The sequence below is a fragment of the Vagococcus salmoninarum genome (genome assembly GCF_003987495.1).
In the GTDB taxonomy this organism is placed as follows: Bacteria; Bacillota; Bacilli; order Lactobacillales; family Vagococcaceae; genus Vagococcus_D; species Vagococcus_D salmoninarum.
Genome location: NZ_NGJU01000007.1, coordinates 96,625 through 118,404, shown reverse-complemented (window position 1 = coordinate 118,404; position 21,780 = coordinate 96,625). Strand labels below are relative to the sequence as shown.

The following is a 21,780-nucleotide window of genomic DNA, read 5'->3' as shown; positions in this document are numbered from 1 at the left end:
ATCTTTTTTATAGTCAGATATTTAGATAAAAAAAACTTCTGAAACCTTTTAAACAGGTTCCAGAAGTGTGGCTACTTTCATTTCCGATGCATCTTAAATTCTAAGAACAAATCATTGTAAATTCCTAAATACTCTGGCCCTAAATCTTCATAGACTTCCAAATGAGCCATTGTTTCATCACTTGGGTAAAACTGTTCGTCACTAGTTATCTCCGCTGGTAACAGCTCTAAAGCCTTCTCATTAGGAGTTGAGTAACCGATGTATTCCGCATTTTGGGCGGCATTCTCTGGTTCTAACATAAAGTTGATAAAGGCGTAAGCTCCCTCAATGTTTTTAGCTGTTTTAGGAATTACGATATTATCAAACCACAAGTTAGTCCCCTTACTTGGAATCACGTAATGTAAGTGTTCATTATTATCTAACATTTCCGCTGCTTCTCCTGAAAAGGACACAGCGACACCACTCTCTTCATTAATCATGTACATCTTAATTTCATCTGCCACAATTGCTTTAACATTTGGCGTAATCTCTTTAAGCTTTTCTGAGGCTGCCCTTAAGTGATCAAGGTCTTTGCTGTTTAACGATTGATCGTTACTATTTAAAGCCAAGCCAATCACTTCTCTAGCCCCATCTATTAGCATTAAATTATTTTTCAATTCTGGCTTCCATAAGTCATCCCATTCTTGAATGTCTTCTTCTTTAAAGAACTTATCATTGTAAATAATCCCTAAAGTTCCCCAGAAATAAGGAATCGAGTACTGATTGTCGACATCGAAGTCTTGATTCAGAAAGCGCGGATCAATGTTTTCAATCCCTTTAATTTTTTGATAATCAAGCTTAATTAACATCTCTTCCTTCATCATCTTTTGAATCATGTACTCACTAGGAATGGTTAAATCATAAGCCGTACCACCTTGTTGGATTTTAGTAAACATCGCTTCATTTGAATCGAAGGTCTCGTAGCTTACTTTATAGCTCGTTTCAGCTTCAAACTTTTTTAACAACGCTGGATCGATGTAATCTCCCCAGTTATAAATCGTTAAAGTGTTACTACCAGAAAATCCTTGGGCTTTTTCTAGTTGGCGACTACCGATGGCTAATAAAAGAATAATCCCGACAATTCCGATAATTAAGGTTCTTAATTTTCTCATAGACTATTCGCCACCTCTCCATGTTCTTTACGGCGCTTCCGTTGGCTTTTCGATAAGTTCCCTTGGCTAATAAAGTAATAACCAATCACTAAGAACAATGAGAATAAGAATAACAACGCACTTAAGGCATTGATTTCTAAACTAACTCCTTGGCGGGCCCGGGAATAAATCTCCACTGATAAAGTTGAAAAGCCATTACCAGTCACGAAAAAAGTCACGGCGAAGTCATCTAAAGAATAAGTAAAGGCCATAAAATAGCCAGCAATCACGCCCGGCGTAATAAAAGGTAAAATCACTTTACGAATGACTGTCCAATTGTTTGCCCCTAAATCTCTAGCGGCATCAATCATCGAGTCATTCATCTCTTGGAGTTTCGGTAAGACCATTAAAACGACAATCGGAATACTAAAGGCCACATGTGACAGTAAGACTGAGGAGAAACCTAAGCTTAAACCTAAGAAAGTAAAGAAGATTAAGAAGCTCGCTCCGATAATCACGTCTGGTGAAACCATTAAAATATTATTAACACTCATTAAGACATTCCGATTTTTACGTTTTTTTGTGTAATAAATCATCATTGCCCCAAAAGTCCCGATAGTTGTCGCAATTAAGGCTGATAAGAAAGCTAACATAAAAGTATTCAAAACAATGCCTATTAGCCGCTTATCTTCAAAAACTGCTTGATAATGTTCTAACGTAAAGCCAGTAAAGCTTGTCATGCTGCCACCAGCATTAAAGGAGTAGAAAATTAAATAGAAAATCGGTAAGTATAATAAGACAAAGACTAGTAGTAAGTAACATTTAGACCAGCTAATTTTCTTTTTCATGACTTACTACGACCTCCTTTTTTCTTCTTTTCACCAGTTAAAAGCATAATGACTACCATGGCAATAATTAAAATCACGCCAATCGTGGAACCCATGCCCCAGTTTTGCGTCACTAAGAAATGCTCTTCAATGGCTGTTCCTAAATTAATCACCCGATTCCCACCAATTAAGCGCGTTAACATAAACAAGCTTAAAGAGGGAATAAAGACCGCTTGGACGCCACTTTTGACACCGTTCATTGATAAAGGAAAAATCACTCGGCGGAAAGTTTCAAAACTATTAGCCCCTAAATCCCGGCTGGCACTAATTAAGGAAGGGTTCATTTCTTCTAAGGCATTAAAAATCGGCATAATCATAAAAGGTATTTCAATATAAGCTGCCACGAAAATAAAGCTAAAATCAGTAAAGAGAATTTGGCGATTGCCAATGCCGATAAATTCTAAAAATTGATTGATACTACCATGTGCACTAAAAATGCCAATAAAGGCATAAGCCTTTAAGAGTAAGTTAACCCAAGTTGGTAAAATAATCATCATTAACCATAGTTGCTTATGTTTTAATTGATTTAAGACATAAGCCGCTGGATAACTAATAACTAACACGACCATTGTAATAATAAAGGCATAAAAAACAGAGTTCAGAGTCATCCGTAAATAAGTCCCTGATGAAAAGTAGATCCGGTAGTTGTCTAAAGTGAAACTGCCATCAATCCCTTTAAATGATTGATAGATGATGAGTAAGACTGGGGCAATGACGAAAAGCATCAGCCACAGCACGTATGGAATGGCGTAAATTCTTCTAGTTGCTGTCATTAATGATTGACCTCCCCTTCCTCTTCATAACTTTCCAGACGGGCATCAAATTCTTCTTCTGACTCATTGAAACGCATGACGTGGATGTCTTCTGGTTCAAAGAAAAGTCCAACTTCCGTACCTTCGATTGCTTTCCGGGTTGAATGAACGACCCACTCATTGCCTTCTTCGTCATAACCGACAATTTCATAATGGACCCCACGGAATAACTGGCTATCGACTTTCACTTTCAACTTACCTTTTGCTACAGTCGTTAAGCTCATATCTTCTGGGCGCAGCATGACTTCGATTGGTTCATTCGGGCGCATCCCACTGTCCACACATTCAAAGGATTTACCAACGAATTGAACCACGTTATCTTCGACCATCACCCCATCGACGATGTTACTTTCACCAATAAAATCAGCGACAAAACGGTTAATCGGCTCATCGTAAATATCCACAGGACTACCACTTTGAACAATTTCCCCTTTATTTAAGACGAAGATTTCATCACTCATAGCTAAGGCTTCTTCTTGATCATGGGTCACAAAAATAAAGGTAATCCCTAAACGTTTTTGAAGCTCTCTTAGTTCATATTGCATGTCCGTTCTCAGCTTTAAATCTAAGGCTGACAAAGGCTCATCTAATAACAGGACTTCCGGTTCGTTAGCTAAGGCCCGGGCGATGGCTACTCGTTGCCGTTGGCCCCCTGACATTTCACTGATCTCACGGTCTTCAAAGCCGGATAATTGCACCATTTTCAAAACTTCATGAACTTTTTCAGCAATTTTTTCTTTTGATAATTTTTTAATTCTTAAACCAAAGGCCACATTGTCAAAGACATTCATATGTGGGAATAAGGCGTAATCTTGAAAGACAGTGTTAACTTTCCGCTTGTTGGCAGGAATATCGTTCACCCGTTTACCTTCTAAGCGAATCTCTCCTTGATCAGCTTCAATAAAACCGGCAATTAACCGCAGAATCGTTGTCTTACCACAACCGGAAGGGCCGAGTAAGGTATAAAACTTCCCCTGTTCGATTTCAAAACTAACATCTTTCAAAACAATCGTCTCTTCGTAGGCTTTCTTAACTTGATCAAAAGTAATAATATTGTTTCCCATTTTCTCGCTCCCTTTTTAAGAAGTCCCTAAGTAGTGACTTCTTCCCCTTTTATAAATAAGACTCTGTTGCAACAATTAATAACTTGCTTTGTTCTGAACTAGTATTTTTTATTTGATGCGTGTCTGTGGCTTGGTAATAAATCGTTTCGCCAACTTTGGCAAAATAACGTTTTAAGCCGATTTCAACACAGACTTCTCCTGCTAATACATAGGCAAAAGTATCTGACATTGACGGCGGGTATTCGCGAAACTCGCCTTTAGCTTCTAGTGTTAAAAAAATTGGCTCCATGTCGTTTTCAATTGAATCTGGCACTAGCCACTCCACTTGGTAATGTTTTTCTTCATCAAAATAAATCGTCCGTTCACTCTCATCGTAAACGACTTTTTGATCTTTCGCCTCTTCATTAAAAAATTGTTCCGGTGTCGTTCCTAAGACTTCGAGAATATTAAAAAAGGATTCCATTGAAGGTGAACTTAAATCACGTTCCAATTGACTAATGTAACCTTTCGATAAATCTGTTCGTTCCCCTAACTCTTCTTGAGTTAGTTTTTTCTGAATTCGGAGGTTTTTAATCTTACTACCGATTTCCATCACAGCACCTCTTTAATAAGTATAGTATAAGTCAACTTCAAAAGACAAAAGTATAGTATAGGTAAACTAAATGTTTACAAACAAGCAATAGTATACAAGCCTATTAGTAAAATTACAAGGTTTTCTTGCAACTTCTATTCGCTTTTTTTGATTTTCTTACCTATACTTAAAGAAGTTCTAAAAAAATTATATGAGGAGTTTCAAACATGAAAAATTTTAATGCCTTAGTCTTAGAAAAAAATCAAGCTGATGTCTTAGTTGCTAATTATCGTCAAGCTGAGCAAACTGAATTATCTGCTGGCAACGTCTTAATCAAAGTCGCTTATTCTTCTGTCAACTTTAAAGACGCCTTAGCAAGTGATGAGAAATCTGGTGTCGTGCGAAGCTACCCAATTATTCCTGGTATTGATTTAAGTGGTACCGTTCTTGAATCAGCTGACCCGAGCTTTACAGTTGGTCAAGAAGTTTTAGTCACTGGTTACGGTCTCGGCGTTAGCCATAGTGGTGGTTTTAGTGAAGTCGCTCAAGTTCCCGGAGAATGGATTATTCCTTTACCGGCTGGTTTGAGTTTAAAAGATAGTATGATCTTCGGAACAGCAGGCTTAACAGCCGCTTTATCCGTTAACGCTTTAGAAAAACAAGGCTTACGCCAAAACAAAGAGGCGGAAATCTTAGTCACTGGGGCTTCTGGTGGCGTTGGGAGTATTGCCATTGGGATTTTAAAACAATTAGGCTATCACAACATCACAGCTCTTTCACGGAAAAAGGACACATCATCGACTTACTTTACTGACCTTGGTGTGAAAAAAGTTGTGACGATCGAGGAAATTTCCCCTGAAAAAGCTCGGCCATTATTAAAACAAGCTTACGACTATATTTTAGATACGGTTGGCGGTAAACAATTAGAAACCTTGATTCCCCAAATTGCTTATGATGGCAGTATTTCACTTTGTGGCAATGCTGGCGGAGTCGCTTTCGGTACGACGGTCTTACCTTACATCTTACGTGGGGTCAACATTTTAGGGATTGACTCCGTTAATATTTCTAACGAACGTCGCCTTTACATTTGGAATCGTTTAGCTAGTGATATGATGCCTGCTAACATTGAGCAATTCGCTAAAGCGGAAATCGGCTTAGCTGAATTACCTGAAGCTTTCGCTCAATTAAAAGCTGGGACAATGACTGGTCGTAACTTAGTCAAAGTTAACTAATTAAATCAATAAAAAATAGGCGTCTGACTTGACTTTCAGACGCCTTCTCTCTATTATAAACACAAGCTTTTAGTTCAATTTAGGAGGTAACTCTGATGCATGATAGACAAAGTAAATCATATCGCATTACAATCCGCGCAATTTTAATGGCTTTTATTTTTGTTCAAGGCATGGTGCCTTTTCTCGGCTTTATTCCGATTGGTTTTATTAGTTTAACGATTATTCATATTACCGTGATTGTCGCTGCCATTACCTTAGGGACGAAAGACGGCATGTTCGTCGGCCTCGTTTGGGGCTTAACGACCATGATTCGGGCCTGGACTATGCCGACTACCCCTTTAGATACACTGATTTTTACTAACCCTTTAGTTTCTGTCCTTCCCCGAATTTTAGTTGGCCTAGTGGCAGGCTTCGTTTTCAGTTTTCTTTATAAAAAAACTAAGTCCACATTCGTACCAACTATCGTGGCGGCTACCCTTGGCACCTTGACTAACACGATTTTAGTTTTAGGTTCTATGGGTTTACTTTATACCGCTCCCGTAGCTGCCCAATACGGAACTACTGCCAACGGGCTCTTTGCTGTCTTAGCAGTGGCGGTTTTAACAAATGGAATCCCCGAAGTCATTGGAGCGGTAATTATTACGCCGATGATTACTAAGGCAATCTTTGCTGCCACGAAGCTGAGTCCTGAGTTGCGTCATTGATAGTCAGAGGGCAATGTAAATAAAAGTAACATTTGTTTAAGTATCAAGAAGTAGAACAAAAATGACACATGCAAAAAAAGGGACAGACATGATCGATTCATGTCTGTTCCTTTTTTGATTAGGTCTGAAATATATATAATCTTTTTTCCTCTACCCAAAAAAGATAGGCCTTGAAAAGGAACCTAGTTAACTATATAAAGCGATTGCCAGAAGCATAAATTCTACAAAGATAGTGATTCCGTATAATACGTATAAATTAATAATAATATTATTCAGGTCGATGTCTATGTCTTTTAACTTTTTTGAGAATGAAAAGTATAAAAGAGACAAAGCGATTATTATAACGATACCTTTTTTAAAATGTAAATATGTATTCCATCGTGACCCTTGTATAGTGATCACGCCTCGCGGCAAATATAGATAGACATATATCCAAAAGTACGTATTAATTTTAGTGTTTTTATTTCTTACATTCATAATTTCACCACCTATAAATATTTTCTGTTATTTAGTCTGATACTACTGATTTTTCTTATGAAGTTCCCCCAGTGACGATCATATAGGTCATAACTTACTGTATAGCTTACACGGCGATTAAACACATCGTATTTCTTAGAAAAACCCACATGCCAGCTGTAAATGAGTATGAGTATTTCCACTCAGTTTTCACTTTGTAATTAGTTTGACTATAATTTTCACTTACATATCCATTTGAAGACCGCGTATTAAGATTATTCAACGGCTGCAAATCAACTAGATTAATCCCTTGACTCTCCTCTAATTCTGAAGCTTTAGCTACTATTGGCGTTAATCCAGAAATTAAAATAACCACACATAAAAAACTAAGAAAACTTTTTTGTATTTTATTCCTCTCCTTGGTCTTTTTTTTATTAATTTAAGTATAGCTTTTTTTAAAACACTTTTACGTTATTGTCTTAAACGCCTCATTTTCAATCATTAACGTAAAAAAGCAACCTTAATTAAATGGTGTTGCCACCTTAAACCTTTGGTATACTTAAAGCGACTCAAAATCTTTAATTGTTTCGTTAGGAGGGGGAAAAAACTTGTTTGTTGACCCAATCATTATGTACTTAATATACGGTCATTTATTTATCTTTACTGCCATTTATTTTTTATTAGACCCTGGACTGCCACGAAATCGCTCCACACTTCTTTTAATGGGATTGATTTTAGGCTTGAGTATGTATGTGGCTTTTAACATTAGCGAATTAGATTTACTATTACTGTTTTCCTTATACTTATTTTTATCATTAAAACGTTCTAAAGGAAAAAATATTACTTTATCATTACTGTCAGTTTCCTTTGCTTATATAATTGAATGGTTGATAACTTGGGGCGTCTCTGACTTTGTTTCGATTATTTTATCAACTGAGCCAGTTAGAACTCAGTGGTTATTTTTTTTAGTCCTAATGATTTTACTCATTGTTTTGACTAGTCTAAGCGTTTGGCTCTCCCGCCATTGGCTCTTTCCTTTTATTTTATCCCATCAAAAAGGCCGACAGTTTTCCTACGTGTTAACTGGACTTGTCTTAGTTCATCAGACTTATAAATTGTATGTGAATCATGGAGATACTCATTTTTTAAGCCTATTGATTTTAGTTTTCTATCTAGCTCTAGGTTTTTTGATTTTCTCAGTCGTTCAAACTTTCAATAAAAATGAGGCCTTGTCGCTAACGATTGAAACGAATAAATTAGAGTATGAGTTAATGGCCAAGTATGCAGCTGAAACTAAAAAACAATCCTTGGAAATGCGAAAATTCCGTCATGATTACATTAATATTTTGTCCTCAATCGAGTATTATTTAGCCGAAGACAAACTAGATGAGTTGAAGGACTTTTATTATCAACACCTCCGAGAAACCAAATCTCTCTTTGAAAATAACATGTTACGGCTAACTGATTTAGAACGGATTGATTCCTTAAAAATTAAAAGTATCCTGACAACTAAATTAATTGCGGCTCAAGAAAAAGAAATCGCAGTACAACTTGAAATTAGCGACATAATTCCGTCAGAGCTGAAGGTAGATCCTATTATTTTAATTCGGATTTTGGGAATATTACTGGACAATGCCATTGAAGAGTTAGAGACATTGACTACTAAAAAAATGACAGTCGCCATTTTTTTACTACAAGAGGATGTGGTATTTGTGATTCAAAATAGTGCACGAGACGAGATTGAACCACTTCATCAATTAAAACAACCCGGATTTTCAACAAAAGGGGAAAATCGTGGTTTAGGACTGGCTAATGTAGCCGAGCTGCTAACTATAGAGCCACACGTGTTATTGGAAACAACTATTTCACCTAATACCTTTACCCAGAAATTAACGATCGTAAAAGGAGTGTAAGTTAATGTTAGCCGTATTTATTTGTGAGGACGATCCCGCCCAAAGAGCGCGGATGGAGAAAATTATTACTGATTACATTATGATTGAAAATTTTGATATGGAGCTAACTTTAAGTACTAGTGATCCCTATGACATTCTCACTTATTTGGAACACTCACCAGGTACCCGTGGGGTTTATTTTTTAGACGTTGATTTAGGACAAGACATCAACGGTATCCAATTAGGTGCCTATATTCGCGATAAGGACCTAAACGGGAAAATTATCTTTATCACAACCCATAGTGAACTACTTGTGTTAACCTTTACCTACAAAGTAGAGGCGATGGACTATATTCTAAAAGATAATCCAACTGTCATTCAAACCAAGGTTTACGAAGCACTCATCCAAGCTCAAAAACATTACCAACGAGAAGATAAACTCGATCACCAGCGAATCAAACTAACTATAGCTAATCAGGTGAGGGTCTTTCCATTAGATGACGTGATGTTTATTGAGACATCACCTACCCCACATAAATTAGTGTTACATCTAACAAATAGTACCGTTGAATTTTATGGAAAAATAACTGATATGCCTCAGCAATCTCCCTATCTTTTAATTAGCCATAAATCTTATGTCGTTAATATCCAAAACATTCGAAGGATTGACAAAACCAATCGTAAGCTGACTATGAAGAATGGCGAGCATAGTTTTTATTCTATACGTAAGCTCAAACAAATTGAAGAAGCGTTGCAGATCGATTTTTGAGAGTTAGGGATTTTTTCAGTTAATGCTCATTATTTTTCGTATAATATAAATAAGGAAAGACGGGAGGCTGTTTAACATGAAAAAAATCATTATAAGTTGTTTCGTAGCATTAGTATTATTAGGGACATCCCCACAGTTAGTAAATGCGGAAAAAAAGTTAACCCCTGAAACGTTTGAAATTATTGCCAGAAGTACAACAATCAGGAAATGGTTTCCAAAAAAGCCAGCGCCGACTTATAGAGGAAAAAAATTAGTTCATTCCTATAAGAGCAATAAAGGCTACATTGGTGTTTACCAATGATGTTAAACTTGAAAAAGGGTTCTTAATTTTAAGCCTGTTTTTATTTATCCGATCCTTTTAGCCAGCTTAATGATTTCAACAAAAAAGTAACAAACAATATTAATTCATTGTTTGTTACTTTTTTTGTTGGCTTCAGAACTTCCGTTGCCAAAGTTCTGACTTTTCTTAATTAACGACCAATTACTCGGACTTCAGTTTCTAAAGTAACGGCATATTTTTCTAAAATCACAGCTTGAATATGGGCAATAAGTTCCACATAATCCGTGGCTGTAGCGCCATTAATATTAACAATAAAACCAGCATGTTTTTCCGAAATTTGCGCCCCACCCCAGATTAACCCTTGGAGACCAGCGTCTTGAATTAACTTCCCAGTAAAATGACCTTCAGGACGTTTAAAGACACTGCCACAAGAAGGATATTCTAAAGGTTGTTTCGATTCTCTTAATTCCGTTAACTCAGCCATTTTTAGCGTCATTTCAGCCTGGTTACCTGCTTCTAAAGTAAAGGTTACCCCTAGAACTACCCCTTTTTTCTCTTGGAGCAGACTGTAACGGTATGAAAAATTCATCTGTTCTTTGCTTAATGTTTCTAAGGTCCCGTCTTCCCAGATGATATCCACTGATTCGAAGACATCAACGATTTCACCACCGTAAGCCCCGGCATTCATATAGACAGCCCCACCGATACTTCCAGGAATGCCACAAGCAAACTCTAAACCAGTTAATTTGGCTTCTAAAGCTAAATAACTCGTATCGATTAGTTTGGCTCCTGCTTCCACAAGAAGTTGATTATTCATGACAGTCATCTTATTCATATCAGTTAACATCAGCACAAAACCAGGGATGCCGCCATCACTGACGATTAAATTACTCGCATTCCCTAAGACTAACCAAGGGTAATCATGCTTTAAGCAATAATCAACGGCTTCTTTGACTTCTGCTTGATTTTTAGGAAAGAGCAGGACATCTGCTGGTCCGCCAGTTTTAGTAAAAGTATAATTAGATAATGGTTCTTGAAATAACATTTTAATTGTCGGCAGCTCTGCCTTTATTTTTTCTGTCTTCACGTCACTAGTCCTTTCAATTAAACATCTTATATATTCTATCACGAGGGCTCCTTGAATTACTAGTCTCAGAGGAGATATTTAATATTAACTATATACTATAGTAGCAACTCGTTAAATTCAACTTTTTTAGTTTCCACTGTCGACTTGAAACACACTCTCTCTTTAAGAGTGACTTTCTTCTTAAAATTATCCATACTTCTAAGTAATCCACAAGCTAAGGCGCTGCTTTTCCACAAGGCAATCAAATGAGCTTTTTTCTCATTTTCAGCTGATTAAAGACGAACTTTGACTTTGTACTTTGATTTAACAAGCTTTTACACCCTCTTTTGTTTCTCTGTTTTTTAATAAATCCCCATTTAAGATTACGAACAAACATTCGAGTTATCCACATATCCACAGGGTTATCCACAATTATAATTATTTCAGCCTTGTTAATCAGAGTTATCCACAGTTTTTCACCTTCTTAAAGAGACAAATTCCTTATTGTTGCATTTTTAAGCGATTGGTTGTATGATAAGTTTAAGTTAATAAACCAGTTCATGTGACTAGATCATACTAGGCATGGAAAAGGACGCGTGTCTCGAGAGACGGTCTTTTTCCATGTCTATTTTTAATTAGGGAGATAAATTATGAAGATAGTGAAAGTGTTTAATTTAAATGCCGTCCTAGTGACGGACAATGGTATTAGTAAAATTGTCACTGGCAAAGGCATCGGTTTCAACAAAACTCAAAATGATTTAATTGCTAAAATCGATATTGAGCGGGAATATGTTGCTACTGAAACTAAAACTAAGATGGAGCAATTACTCCAAAGCATCAAACCTGAATACTTTATCGCTTCCGAAGAAATTATTGATTACGCTGAAGGGGCTTTAGGGACGAAATTTAATGAGCATATTCATTCGATCTTAGCCGACCATATTGCCTTTGCTATTGATCGAATTAAAGAAGGCATCATCATTAAAAATAAACTGCTGAATGAAATTCAAATTTTGTATTCTGATGAATTTCGCGTAGCTGAATGGGCTGTTAACTATTTAAAAGATACATTCCATTTAGATTTTGCCATTGATGAAGCAGCCTACATCGCCATCCATTTTCATAGTGCTAGCTCTGGTCAAACGACAAGTAACAAGAGTATACGTGAAGTGACGATTATCTCTGCCATGGTAACAACGATTGCTGAAGAACTAGGAATTGATTTTTCTGAAATGAGTATGGGGCTAAATTATTCCCGACTTGTGGTTCATTTGCGGTATGTTGTGGAACGGGTTTACCAAAGTAAGTTTCACTCCATGGATGCTGAAGTTTTTCAATTAGTTAAAACGAAATATCAACGGAGTTACTGCATTTCTGAACGAGTCGCTGCAATGACCAAACGGGATTACGGTTTAACAATCCCTGCCGAAGAGCTCGGTTATATTACCTTGCACATCGAGCGTCTTGCTGACCAAGTAGAAAGTAGCTCAACTTAATTTGTATAATCAGCCCTAATTAGACCTTATTCATTTATTTACATTATGCCGGGCTTGAATATAAAAAAATATATAGGAGGTAAGTATAATGAAAGCATACTTACAAAGAATGGGAAGATCGTTAATGCTTCCAGTTGCCGTTTTACCGGCAGCCGCAATTTTAATGGGGATTGGTTATTGGATTGATCCACAAATCATGCAAGGAGGAGATCCAAACTTCGTCGCTGTTTTCTTAGTTAAAGCTGGTGGCGCAATTATTGACCACTTGCCAATTTTATTCGCAGTTGGTTTAGCTTTAGGGATGTCGAAAGACAAAGATGGGGCCGCCGCTTTAAGTGGTCTAGTAGCCTTCTTAGTTGTGACAACTTTACTAGCTAGTGCAACTGTTGGGGCGATGAAAGGGATTCCCCTTGAAGAAGTTAACGTGGCTTTTAGCAAAATTGATAATGCCTTCATCGGTATTTTATCTGGTTTAATTGCTGCCACAATGTACAATCGCTTCAGTCAAGTTCAATTGCCAATGGCTTTATCATTCTTTAGTGGTAAACGTCTTGTGCCAATTATGACAGCTTTATCAATGTTAGTTGTCTCTGTTGCCCTTTTATATATCTGGCCAGTCGTTTATACTGGGTTAGTTAGCTTCGGAACAGCGATTTCTAGTTTAGGCGCAGTTGGTGCTGGTCTTTACGGGTTCTTTAACCGTCTATTGATCCCAACTGGTTTACACCACGCCTTAAACTCAGTTTTCTGGTTTGACGTAGCTGGTATCAACGATATCGGTAACTTCTTATCTGGTGCTGGTGAAAAAGGAATTACTGGGATGTACCAAGGTGGCTTCTTCCCAATGATGATGTTCGGTTTACCAGCTGGTGGTTACGCGATTTATCGTAACGCCCGTCCTGATAAACGTAAAGCAACAGCTTCATTAATGATTGCTGCTGGTTTTGCCTCATTCTTCACTGGTATTACTGAACCTTTAGAGTTCTCATTTATGTTCGTCGCTTGGCCTTTATATGTTTTACATGCTGCTTTAACAGGGATTTCATTATTCATCTCGGCTTTCTTCCAATGGACAGCCGGCTTTGCCTTTAGTGCTGGTTTCGTTGACTTCTTCTTAAGTTTACGTAACCCAATCGCTAACCAACCGTGGATGTTAGTTGTTCAAGGTCTTGTGATGGCGGCTTTATACTACTTCACATTCGACTTTGCAATTAAGAAATTCAACTTATTAACACCTGGTCGTGAAGAAACAACCCTTGAAGAAGCAATCGAAGAAGAAATTGCTGAAGGTGGCAACAAATTTTCACTGATGGCAACTAAAATTATTGAAGGTCTTGGCGGAACTGCTAACATCGAATCAATCGATAACTGTACGACTCGCTTACGTCTCGTTGTTAAAGATATGGACAAAGTTGACGAAGGCAAGATCAAAGCAACAAATGTTCCTGGAGTTAAGAAAATTGACGCTACGAACATTCAAGTCATTGTCGGTACGGAAGTTCAATTCGTCGCTGATGAAATGCACAAAATTAATAAATAGTTAGATCCTTGTTAGCAGGCTTTGTAACACTGTGCTCTAACCTATTACAACGATATCGGAGGAAATACGCATGTTTAAATTTTTAAAAAAAGACAACAAAACAACTTTTTATACTGTTTCAGAAGGAAACTTAATTCCTATTAATAAAGTGGAAGACGATGTTTTTTCTGAAAAAATGTTAGGAGACGGCTACGCTGTTCAACCAACTTCAGCTGACGTTTACGCTCCTGTTAAAGGAAAAATCATTAGTGTTTTCCCAACAAAACATGCCATCTCTATTCTGACAGATAGTGGTCTTGAAGTTCTTGTCCACATGGGCATCGACACAGTTAAGTTACAAGGGGTGCCTTTTGAAGTCTTCGTTACTGAAGGCCAAACAGTCACACCTGAAACAAAAATGGCAACGATGGATTTAGATGAGTTAGCTAAAACTAACACAACATCAACGATTATTATCGTCGTCACTAATATGGATCTCGTTAAAACTGTTTCAACAGTTACTGAAAAAACTGTTAAAGCTTCAGAAGAAGCCTTAACAGTTGAAATTAACTAAAGGATTCAAGGGGGCTGTCCTTCTCATTTATTTGAGAAGGGCAGTTCTTTTTTGCTTTTAAACTGGTAATTTGTCGGAGTTATTAAAACCCCACAGACAAATAACACACTAAAAATCAACGGGTTCACCCCTGTCCAGAAAATATATGGGGCAAACAAGACGATTGCTATAAACAACAACATGGCTAGAAGAAACCCGACACTGCCATACTTACGACTTTTGGCCACTGGTCTTTTTAAGACATAAGCTACGTTCAGAAGGGCTAGCATTAACATCAACAAACTTGGCAATGTTAAGAACTCTAAAAAACCGCGGCTAAACAAATCAAGAGGAACTCCTTGGTCCACATAGGCTAAGGTCATTCTTGGGGCCTTGCCAGGATAGAGAGCAAAGATTGGTAACAACGTAGCGATTATTAGAGACACGAATTCGCCTTTCGCCAAAGTCTTTTTCTCCTGGCTAATCGCGACTTTGTTTAAACTTTTACGCCAGTCATCAATACCAAAAATCACCGCAACAACGATTAATACATAAGGCAGTTGTTGGAGGATAAAAGGGGAAACTAACATCCTTTCATAGCCATTTAAACTAATTAATACATACCACAAATGAGCAACTGCTAATAAACCACTACTGATTCCCCTAGTTACTTGTAATCCTCGACCAATGACTACTTGAGTCAGCCAAATTAAGTAAGGGATTAACAACATAATTGTTGAAACTAGCCAATTAGGTAGATCTGGGGTTAGTAACTTAGCTCCTAAGGTCGTAATCACTAATTGTAAACTTAAGCTGCCAAAGACTAGCCATCTTTGATTCTTTAAAGTCATTTAACTTCCTCCTCTTTTAAAACGAACCTTTTAAGTATAGCTAATCCGCCTTGATAAAGAAAGCCTCCTTCCCTTTTGCTGAATCTGCCTAATTGCATACAAAACATTTGACACCAAAGCTGTAAGCCTTTACAATATTGCTGTTATTAGTAGCTCATTTATCTTTTTAATTACTCGCCTTTTCATTTCCACCTCCTCTGACGTTTCTATTAGAAAGGATGTCATTTATGGAACTTAGTGACTTTACCGCTATGTTGCACCTAGACTACCTCTCCCTTGAGGAAGAATTTTCCTCTCAAACCGATTTATTTACAACTGTGGCTGAACGGCTACAAGCTTTCAACCTCGTAACTGACGCCTATTTACCGGCTTTACTTACACGGGAAAAAGACTTTCCGACTGGCCTGGACCCGGCTCACTGTCACATCGCCATCCCCCATCTTGATGCTTCCTTTCACTCGAAAGCTTTTTTGTATTTTTGTCGTCTCAAAGAACCTTTATCTTTCACTAAGATGGGGAGCAAAACTGAGCAGCTCCCGGTTAAACTCGTCTTTTTTCTTGGATTTACTAATCCTCAAAGCCAACTTCGTGTCCTCCAACGCTTAATGATTCTTTTTCAACGAAGTGATGCCTTAAGCACCTTGTCTACTACTAATTCCCAAGCTGAGATTTTTAACCTCCTCTACGTTGCCCTCGCAGAACCTTCTCGAAAGGACGGTCAAAGACATGAAATTAGTTAAAGTAATCACCGTTTGCGGTTCCGGTACTGTCACTAGTGCCATGCTTTCTAGCAAAGTCACTGATTTATTAGAAGAACGGGGCTGTCGTGTGAAAACTGTTGAAGTCAATCCCAATGGCGTAGCTGCTCAAGTCCAAAGTGGCCACTGGGACTTAATTGTCCACTCTAGCCCTTTAATTACAGTTCCTGATAAGCTGACAGCAATTAATGGTGTCCCTTTATTGACTGGTCGAGGCGAAGCAACGTTTATTGCCGAACTCGATGCTTTTATTGCTCGTTTAAAATAACTCCCTCCTGTCCTTTACTAAAGAAAGGATGTGTTCTAAATGACTGCTGTTTTAGATAGCCTTTCCCAAATTATGGAAACGTTTGGGGCAGCCATCGTCGTTCCCATTGTCTTGTTTTTTATTTGTTTGATTATGAAAGTCCCCCCTAAAAAAGCCACCCAATCGGCTTTAAATGCTGGAATCGGATTGATTGGCTTTAACTTCTTAATTAGTGCTTACACTCCTGTTGTAACACCGGTCATTCAACGGATGGTTGATACGACTGGGGTTAACTTAAATATGATTGACACTGGCTGGCAAGCGACTAGTGTCGTTGCCTACTCGACTCAAGTCGGCATGATCTTTCTCGGCTTTGGTTTATTGCTGCAGACCTTACTCTTTGTTTTTAAAGTCTACAATATTTTTATGCCTTCAGATTTATGGAATAACTACTCTTTTATGCTCTGGGGATCAATGATTTTTCTCGTCACTGGTAATCTCTGGCTGGCCCTCTTATTAATGACTGTTCAAAATTTATACACTTTAGCGATTAATGAAGTCTTAGCTAAACGCTGGGCAACTTATTACGGTTATCCTGGGACAACGATGACAGCCCCTCACGATGTGGCTTCCGTCCCTCTAGCTTTGCTTATGGATTTTTTCTTAACTAAGCTAGGGGCGAATAAAATTAAACTTGATCCTGAATACTTACAAGCTAAAATGGGCTTTCTGGGAGAGCCTAGTTCCCTTGGCTTTGTCTTAGGTTTAATCTTAGGACTAGCTGGGAACTTCACTCGGATTACAACCCTTGAAGCTTGGGGGGAAATCACCTTAGTAGGAGTTGCCACGGCGGCGATTATGGCAATCTTTCCAAGAATTGCCGGTATCTTTGCCTCGGCCTTTACGGCGATTACTGATCATAGTAAAAAATCGACTAAAAGTAGTGAAGAAGATGAACGGGAGTGGTATTTAGCCATCAATGATGCTGCCGGTTACGGGGAACCAGCCACATTATTAAGTGGCATGATTTTAATCCCGATCATTATCATTTTAGCGATTATCTTACCTGGTAACCAAGCTTTACCGATGGTAGATTTAATCGCGATTCCTTACTTGCTCCAAGGGATTGTCCCTTTTGTTAATGGCAACATTTTTAAAACAATCATTATCGGTGGCACTTACTTAACTTGCGCCTTGTACTTAATTACTCGGGTAGCACCAATCTTTACAGAAGTTGCCATTAGTGTTGGGGTTGATTTACCTTCAGGCGCTGTCATGATTTTCAGCTTGCTAGTTGTTGGTAACTTACTTTTCGGTAGTCTCTTCTTAATTTATCTCACTCAAAACCCATTTTTAATCGGGGGCACGATTGTCCTCTATATCCTTTTATATAGTTACATTCGCAAAAATCGTGGAAAAATCGAAGCCTATGTTGAGCGCCAAGCCTTAGCCTCAACGGCAGAAAGTGAAACTGGTGATTTTAGATGAAGATCGTCATCCTTGGTGATGCCTTAGTCTCAGCTAGTAGTTTATTAACCGTTGCTCAAAATTTGAACTTTCCTAATCCTGATAACCAACCTGTGACCTTTCAAACTTTTGAGTGGTTTGCAAATTTAACAAAACCTGAGTTTCAAGCAAAAATTCTTGAAATTGAAAGTTACGGTCCTGAGAATCTGCCTCTGCCAGCAGGCTTTGCAGAAGCCATGACTACTGCAGACTATTTGTTAGTTCACATTGCCCCAGTCCCTCAAAGAGTCATTGAAGGGGCTTCACATTTAAAACTAATCGGGACTTGTCGTGGCGGCTTAGAACATATCGCCTTAGAGTGTTGTCGCCAACAGCAAATCAAGCTGATTCATGTGATTCGTAATGCGGAACCTGTGGCTGATTTTACTTTAGGGATGATTATTGCTGAAACTCGTAACATTGCCCGTTCACACTACGGCATTAAACAGGGCCAGTGGTTAAAAACCTTTCCTAATGACCCTTACAAAACAACTCTCGATCAACTGACTGTCAGCTTAATCGGTTTAGGTCATATTGGCAAGCGCTTGGCTCGCAAGCTCTCAGCCCTCAATATGACCGTTCTAGCCCACGACCCCTTTGTTTCTGCTGCTGATTTAGAAGGGGCTGATTTACCAATCACTTTAGTTTCTTTGCAAGAAGCTTTTAAGCAAGGCGACGTGATCTCCCTGCATCTGCGGTTAACCCCAGACACTTATCACTTTGTCGACGAGGCCCTCTTGTCTTTAATGACCCCTAATAGTTATTTAATTAACTCTGCCCGAGCAGGTCTAATTAAAAAATCGGCTTTATTAACCGTTTTACAAAAACAACAGATTGCCGGCGTTGCTCTAGATGTGGCATGGATTGAACCACTCCCTGCTGATGACCCTTTTTTAAGCCTTGATAATGTTACCTTAACGAGCCACTTAGCTGGTGATACTATCGATGCAATCCCTCGCTCCCCTGAGTTGTTAGCCCATGAGCTACGCACATACTTCGCTACTGGTAAAAGTGATTTTCTCTATTTAAGTTAACGGAAAGGATGTTGTTGATGTTACTTGCAAAGGAACGGCAAGAGGTTGTGACTTACTGTCAAAAGATGCTACATTCAAAACTGACTAGTAGTACTGGTGGCAACATTAGTATTTATAATTCCGACAGCGGCTTAGTCGCTATTAGTCCTAGCGGCATGGCTTACGACGAGTTGACTCCTGAAGACGTCGTTATCATTGATTTAGAAGGTCATGTTGTTGAAGGCTTACGAACTCCTTCTAGTGAATGGCGGATGCATTTAAAAAATTACACTGATCGCCAAGATATTTTTGCTGTTGTCCATACTCACTCAACTTATAGCAGCACGTTAGCCACTTTAGGCTGGGAACTACCTGCGGCTAATTATTATATCGCCATTGCTGGTGGTGAAAATGTCCGTTGTGCCAAGTACGGCTCCTACGGGGAAGCTGATTTAGCGGAAAATGCTTTTAGGGCAATGACTGACCGTTTTGCCTGCTTTTTAGCTAATCATGGCCTACTAGCTGCTGGTGTAGACATTGCTAGTGCTTATCTCGTAGCAGTGGAAATTGAACGCTGTGCAGAAGTCTATTGGCGGGCCAGTGTTTTAGGAAAACCTTTGCTTCTGCCGACAGCGGAAGTTGATTTTATGGTTCGGAAATTTAGGAACTACGGTCAAGCCTAACGATCATTTAAAGAGCTAAGAGAATTATCCAACACTTTAATTCATCTTAGCTTTTTATCTTCATTTTTTTATAGTTATCATGCTATAATTAGTTGTATTATCATTTAATCCTTCGTTCAATTAACAACCCAAAAAAAGAGGCTCATATGGAAGAACCTTTAAAAACAGCAATTATTGATTACATTAGTCTACATTGTGAAGACTTAACAGTTGAAACTTTAGCAACTCATTTCGGTTACAGTTATTCCCATTTCAGTCGTGAATTCAAAAAAAGCTTTCATGTGCCTGCAGTCGAATACATTGCCACTGTTAAAATCCAAAAAAGTATCGAGCATCTCTCACCACATAAGAGCATTCTATCCTCACAGTTATCAGCTGGTTATTTAAGCACCGGTTCTTTTACAAATATCTTTAAAAAAAGAACTGGACTGAGACCAAAAGATTACCGCCAAGGAATGACTACTTTTTTTGATTTTTTTAATCGTGTGGCTGAGGAAAAACTTCCGCTTGAGGAAGAATTAACTTCTGATTTAGAAACAAGTAACGACTTAGAAGTCACGATCACCTTGCCTGACACCTTTAAAGGAATTGCTTTTATCGGTTTATTCAAACACCGGCTCCCTAATCATGTCCCGATTGTTGGTAAACCTGTGACTCATTCCCAAACTTTTACTTTTAAGAATATTCCTGACGGTTCCTTTTATTTGATGTCTTGCGGTATTCCAAAGTCCAAAAATTTATTAAACTACTTTTTCCTAAAAGATGAATTTCGCTCATTTATCGAAGAACCCATTCACTTTCCAAGTTCTGAGAAGCAAGCCTTTCAACTAAAGTTACGTCCTAAACTTACAACTGACCCACCTTTAACAATTAATTTACCTCATATTTTGTACAGTCGTATAAACAGCAAAAATGAATAACTGACTAACCTTTAGTCCTGATATACTTCTATTTGTAAGATCAAATACAGTTACACAAGGAGAGATACTATGTCAAATACTACAAATCGTTTAAACTATTTACAAGCTGTCATCGATTCACAATTATCACCAACAGATATTATGATGGCTGAGTCACAACATCCAGGTAAATTTTTCCATGTAGATGTTCGAATTGCTCCATCAAAAATGAAAGGTCAAAAAGTTATTGGCGCTTTGGAGATTCCTTTAAATGAATTACCGACTCGCTTAGATGAGTTGCCTAAAGACAAAACAATTATTGTTAGTACTTGGGGAGCCACTTGTTCATTAGCCAAGAGTGCAAGTATTATCTTAATTCAAGCTGGTTTTGATGTCTTAGAATTAAGCGGTGGCGTTGCTTTGTGGCAAGAGTTTGAATTTCCAACGGAAGACAGTACTTATTTATAATCCCCCTCAACAACATTAGTTTAGAGCAGACGTCGTGAGCAGCATAACGACGTCTGCTTAAGCTTGTTTTTGACATCAAAAAAAGCGGTGACTTTCGTCATCCGCTTTTGCTAATTTAGCAACTTATATTGCCTTTATTCCCAACCACATAAGCCATAGCCTAAACTTTGGGCTTCCCCTAGGCTCATTGTTGCCACACTGTTGGCACTACTTAAGCCACGACAGCTTTGATTATAGTGATATTTCTTGCCGGATTGTGGGGCGTAATAAATCATCTCTGTATTCGCTTCAGTTTCTGCAAACGCCGCTTGAATCTGGGCTTCTTCTTCTTGGGAAACTGCTTGAGCTTCGGCTGCAACCCGAACTCTTTCGGCTTCTTCTGCCCGGGCGCTAGCTGCTAATAAAGCGGCTTCTTTTTCGGCAGCAGCGGCAGCTTCAGCTGCTAATCTAGCTTCTTTTTGTCGTTCAGCCTCAGCGGCAATGGCTAAATCTTTTTGACGCTCCGCCTCTTCAGTTGCTTTAAGGGCAGCTTCCTCAGACTGCTCTGTTTCTAGTGCCAATTGTTCCGCTTTCGCAATTTCAGCCTCGGCTTGAGCTTTTTCAGCTGCCAACTGTTCTTGATCAGTACTTGATTCTTCCCTTTTGACTACTTTTTTCGCCTTAGATGTTGTTGTTACGGATTGCTTGCTTTTTAATGGTTGCTCTGACGCTTGGGGTGCATCGCCGACAAAAATAAACATCAATAACATACCTATTACGAACAAAGAACCAGATAATTTTGCGCTGTTCTTTAGGTAGCTCCGATTTTTATTTTTTTTACTCCGATAAACACCCGTGCATAAAAAAGCAACGCTACTTAAAACTATTAACATACCAATTTCAAACATTTACCTTTCAACCTTCTCTCTTAGTCTAATTATGTCT

Annotated in this window: 21 protein-coding genes and 1 pseudogene; 14 read left to right on the top strand and 8 right to left on the bottom strand. The window is 38.3% G+C overall.

Features of this window, described 5'->3' with window-relative positions:
* Positions 1 to 77: 77 nt before the first annotated feature.
* Genes CBF35_RS06295 through CBF35_RS06275 form a run of 5 tightly spaced genes read right to left on the bottom strand, consistent with a single transcriptional unit; the run spans position 78 to position 4,485 of the window.
* Positions 78 to 1,151, bottom strand: a complete 1,074-nt coding sequence (locus CBF35_RS06295) for an ABC transporter substrate-binding protein (protein ID WP_126779221.1) — start codon at positions 1,149 to 1,151, stop codon at positions 78 to 80.
* Positions 1,148 to 1,978, bottom strand: a complete 831-nt coding sequence (locus CBF35_RS06290) for an ABC transporter permease (protein WP_126779219.1) — start codon at positions 1,976 to 1,978, stop codon at positions 1,148 to 1,150. Before CBF35_RS06290 ends, CBF35_RS06295 begins: the two co-directional genes overlap by 4 nt.
* Positions 1,975 to 2,790, bottom strand: coding sequence for an ABC transporter permease (locus CBF35_RS06285; RefSeq protein ID WP_126779217.1), 816 nt, complete (start codon positions 2,788 to 2,790; stop codon positions 1,975 to 1,977). Before CBF35_RS06285 ends, CBF35_RS06290 begins: the two co-directional genes overlap by 4 nt.
* A complete protein-coding gene (locus CBF35_RS06280; protein ID WP_126779215.1) occupies positions 2,790 to 3,893 on the bottom strand; it encodes an ABC transporter ATP-binding protein in 1,104 nt (367 codons plus the stop codon). The genes CBF35_RS06285 and CBF35_RS06280 overlap by 1 nt, the downstream gene beginning before the upstream one ends.
* Before the next feature lie 49 nt (positions 3,894 to 3,942).
* On the bottom strand, positions 3,943 to 4,485 hold the full coding sequence (locus CBF35_RS06275; protein ID WP_126779212.1) for a helix-turn-helix domain-containing protein: 543 nt from the start codon (positions 4,483 to 4,485) through the stop codon (positions 3,943 to 3,945).
* A gap of 206 nt (positions 4,486 to 4,691) precedes the next feature.
* Here CBF35_RS06275 and CBF35_RS06270 point away from each other — a divergent pair, with 206 nt between their 5' ends.
* From CBF35_RS06270 to CBF35_RS06250, 5 genes are all read left to right on the top strand, one after another.
* Positions 4,692 to 5,696, top strand: coding sequence for an acrylyl-CoA reductase family protein (locus CBF35_RS06270; RefSeq protein ID WP_126779210.1), 1,005 nt, complete (start codon positions 4,692 to 4,694; stop codon positions 5,694 to 5,696).
* A 95-nt stretch (positions 5,697 to 5,791) separates the two neighbouring features.
* Positions 5,792 to 6,400, top strand: coding sequence for an ECF transporter S component (locus tag CBF35_RS06265; RefSeq protein ID WP_126779208.1), 609 nt, complete (start codon positions 5,792 to 5,794; stop codon positions 6,398 to 6,400).
* A gap of 1,064 nt (positions 6,401 to 7,464) precedes the next feature.
* A complete protein-coding gene (locus CBF35_RS06260) occupies positions 7,465 to 8,769 on the top strand; it encodes a GHKL domain-containing protein (RefSeq protein ID WP_126779206.1) in 1,305 nt (434 codons plus the stop codon).
* A 4-nt stretch (positions 8,770 to 8,773) separates the two neighbouring features.
* On the top strand, positions 8,774 to 9,517 hold the full coding sequence (locus tag CBF35_RS06255) for a LytR/AlgR family response regulator transcription factor (protein ID WP_126779204.1): 744 nt from the start codon (positions 8,774 to 8,776) through the stop codon (positions 9,515 to 9,517).
* Positions 9,518 to 9,593: 76 nt separating this feature from the next.
* Complete coding sequence (locus CBF35_RS06250) at positions 9,594 to 9,818, top strand: hypothetical protein (protein ID WP_126779202.1); 225 nt, start codon at positions 9,594 to 9,596, stop codon at positions 9,816 to 9,818.
* Between the two features lie 169 nt (positions 9,819 to 9,987).
* Here the strand turns inward: CBF35_RS06250 and murB are convergent, their stop codons facing one another.
* On the bottom strand, positions 9,988 to 10,884 hold the full coding sequence (gene murB, locus CBF35_RS06245; RefSeq protein ID WP_126779200.1) for a UDP-N-acetylmuramate dehydrogenase: 897 nt from the start codon (positions 10,882 to 10,884) through the stop codon (positions 9,988 to 9,990).
* A gap of 629 nt (positions 10,885 to 11,513) precedes the next feature.
* Here murB and CBF35_RS06240 point away from each other — a divergent pair.
* On the top strand, positions 11,514 to 12,359 hold the full coding sequence (locus tag CBF35_RS06240; protein WP_126779198.1) for a PRD domain-containing protein: 846 nt from the start codon (positions 11,514 to 11,516) through the stop codon (positions 12,357 to 12,359).
* A gap of 88 nt (positions 12,360 to 12,447) precedes the next feature.
* Positions 12,448 to 14,452, top strand: a pseudogene (nagE, locus tag CBF35_RS06235) (N-acetylglucosamine-specific PTS transporter subunit IIBC).
* 23 nt (positions 14,453 to 14,475) lie between these two features.
* Here nagE and CBF35_RS06225 read toward each other — a convergent pair.
* Positions 14,476 to 15,282, bottom strand: coding sequence for a hypothetical protein (locus CBF35_RS06225; RefSeq protein WP_126779192.1), 807 nt, complete (start codon positions 15,280 to 15,282; stop codon positions 14,476 to 14,478).
* 227 nt (positions 15,283 to 15,509) lie between these two features.
* Between CBF35_RS06225 and CBF35_RS06220 the strand changes: the two genes are divergently transcribed.
* The 7 genes from CBF35_RS06220 (at position 15,510) to CBF35_RS06190 (ending at position 20,856) form a co-directional block, all read left to right on the top strand.
* Positions 15,510 to 16,022 carry a PTS sugar transporter subunit IIA gene (locus tag CBF35_RS06220; protein ID WP_170174723.1) on the top strand — a complete coding sequence of 171 codons (513 nt, stop codon included), beginning with the start codon at positions 15,510 to 15,512 and terminating at the stop codon, positions 16,020 to 16,022.
* Positions 16,009 to 16,308 (top strand): PTS sugar transporter subunit IIB, encoded by a 300-nt coding sequence (locus CBF35_RS06215; RefSeq protein ID WP_126779188.1) that lies wholly within the window; start codon positions 16,009 to 16,011, stop codon positions 16,306 to 16,308. Before CBF35_RS06220 ends, CBF35_RS06215 begins: the two co-directional genes overlap by 14 nt.
* A 39-nt stretch (positions 16,309 to 16,347) precedes the next feature.
* Positions 16,348 to 17,775 carry a PTS galactitol transporter subunit IIC gene (locus CBF35_RS06210; RefSeq protein WP_126779186.1) on the top strand — a complete coding sequence of 476 codons (1,428 nt, stop codon included), beginning with the start codon at positions 16,348 to 16,350 and terminating at the stop codon, positions 17,773 to 17,775.
* Entirely contained in the window at positions 17,772 to 18,827 is a 1,056-nt protein-coding gene (locus CBF35_RS06205) for a 2-hydroxyacid dehydrogenase (RefSeq protein WP_126779184.1), read from the top strand. Before CBF35_RS06210 ends, CBF35_RS06205 begins: the two co-directional genes overlap by 4 nt.
* A 17-nt stretch (positions 18,828 to 18,844) precedes the next feature.
* Positions 18,845 to 19,489, top strand: coding sequence for an L-fuculose-phosphate aldolase (locus CBF35_RS06200; RefSeq protein WP_126779182.1), 645 nt, complete (start codon positions 18,845 to 18,847; stop codon positions 19,487 to 19,489).
* Between the two features lie 146 nt (positions 19,490 to 19,635).
* Positions 19,636 to 20,409 carry a helix-turn-helix transcriptional regulator gene (locus CBF35_RS06195; protein WP_126779180.1) on the top strand — a complete coding sequence of 258 codons (774 nt, stop codon included), beginning with the start codon at positions 19,636 to 19,638 and terminating at the stop codon, positions 20,407 to 20,409.
* A 69-nt stretch (positions 20,410 to 20,478) separates the two neighbouring features.
* Positions 20,479 to 20,856, top strand: coding sequence for a rhodanese-like domain-containing protein (locus tag CBF35_RS06190; protein WP_126779178.1), 378 nt, complete (start codon positions 20,479 to 20,481; stop codon positions 20,854 to 20,856).
* A 134-nt stretch (positions 20,857 to 20,990) separates the two neighbouring features.
* Here CBF35_RS06190 and CBF35_RS06185 read toward each other — a convergent pair whose 3' ends face one another.
* Positions 20,991 to 21,743 carry a cell envelope integrity TolA family protein gene (locus tag CBF35_RS06185; protein ID WP_126779176.1) on the bottom strand — a complete coding sequence of 251 codons (753 nt, stop codon included), beginning with the start codon at positions 21,741 to 21,743 and terminating at the stop codon, positions 20,991 to 20,993.
* Positions 21,744 to 21,780: the final 37 nt, after the last annotated feature.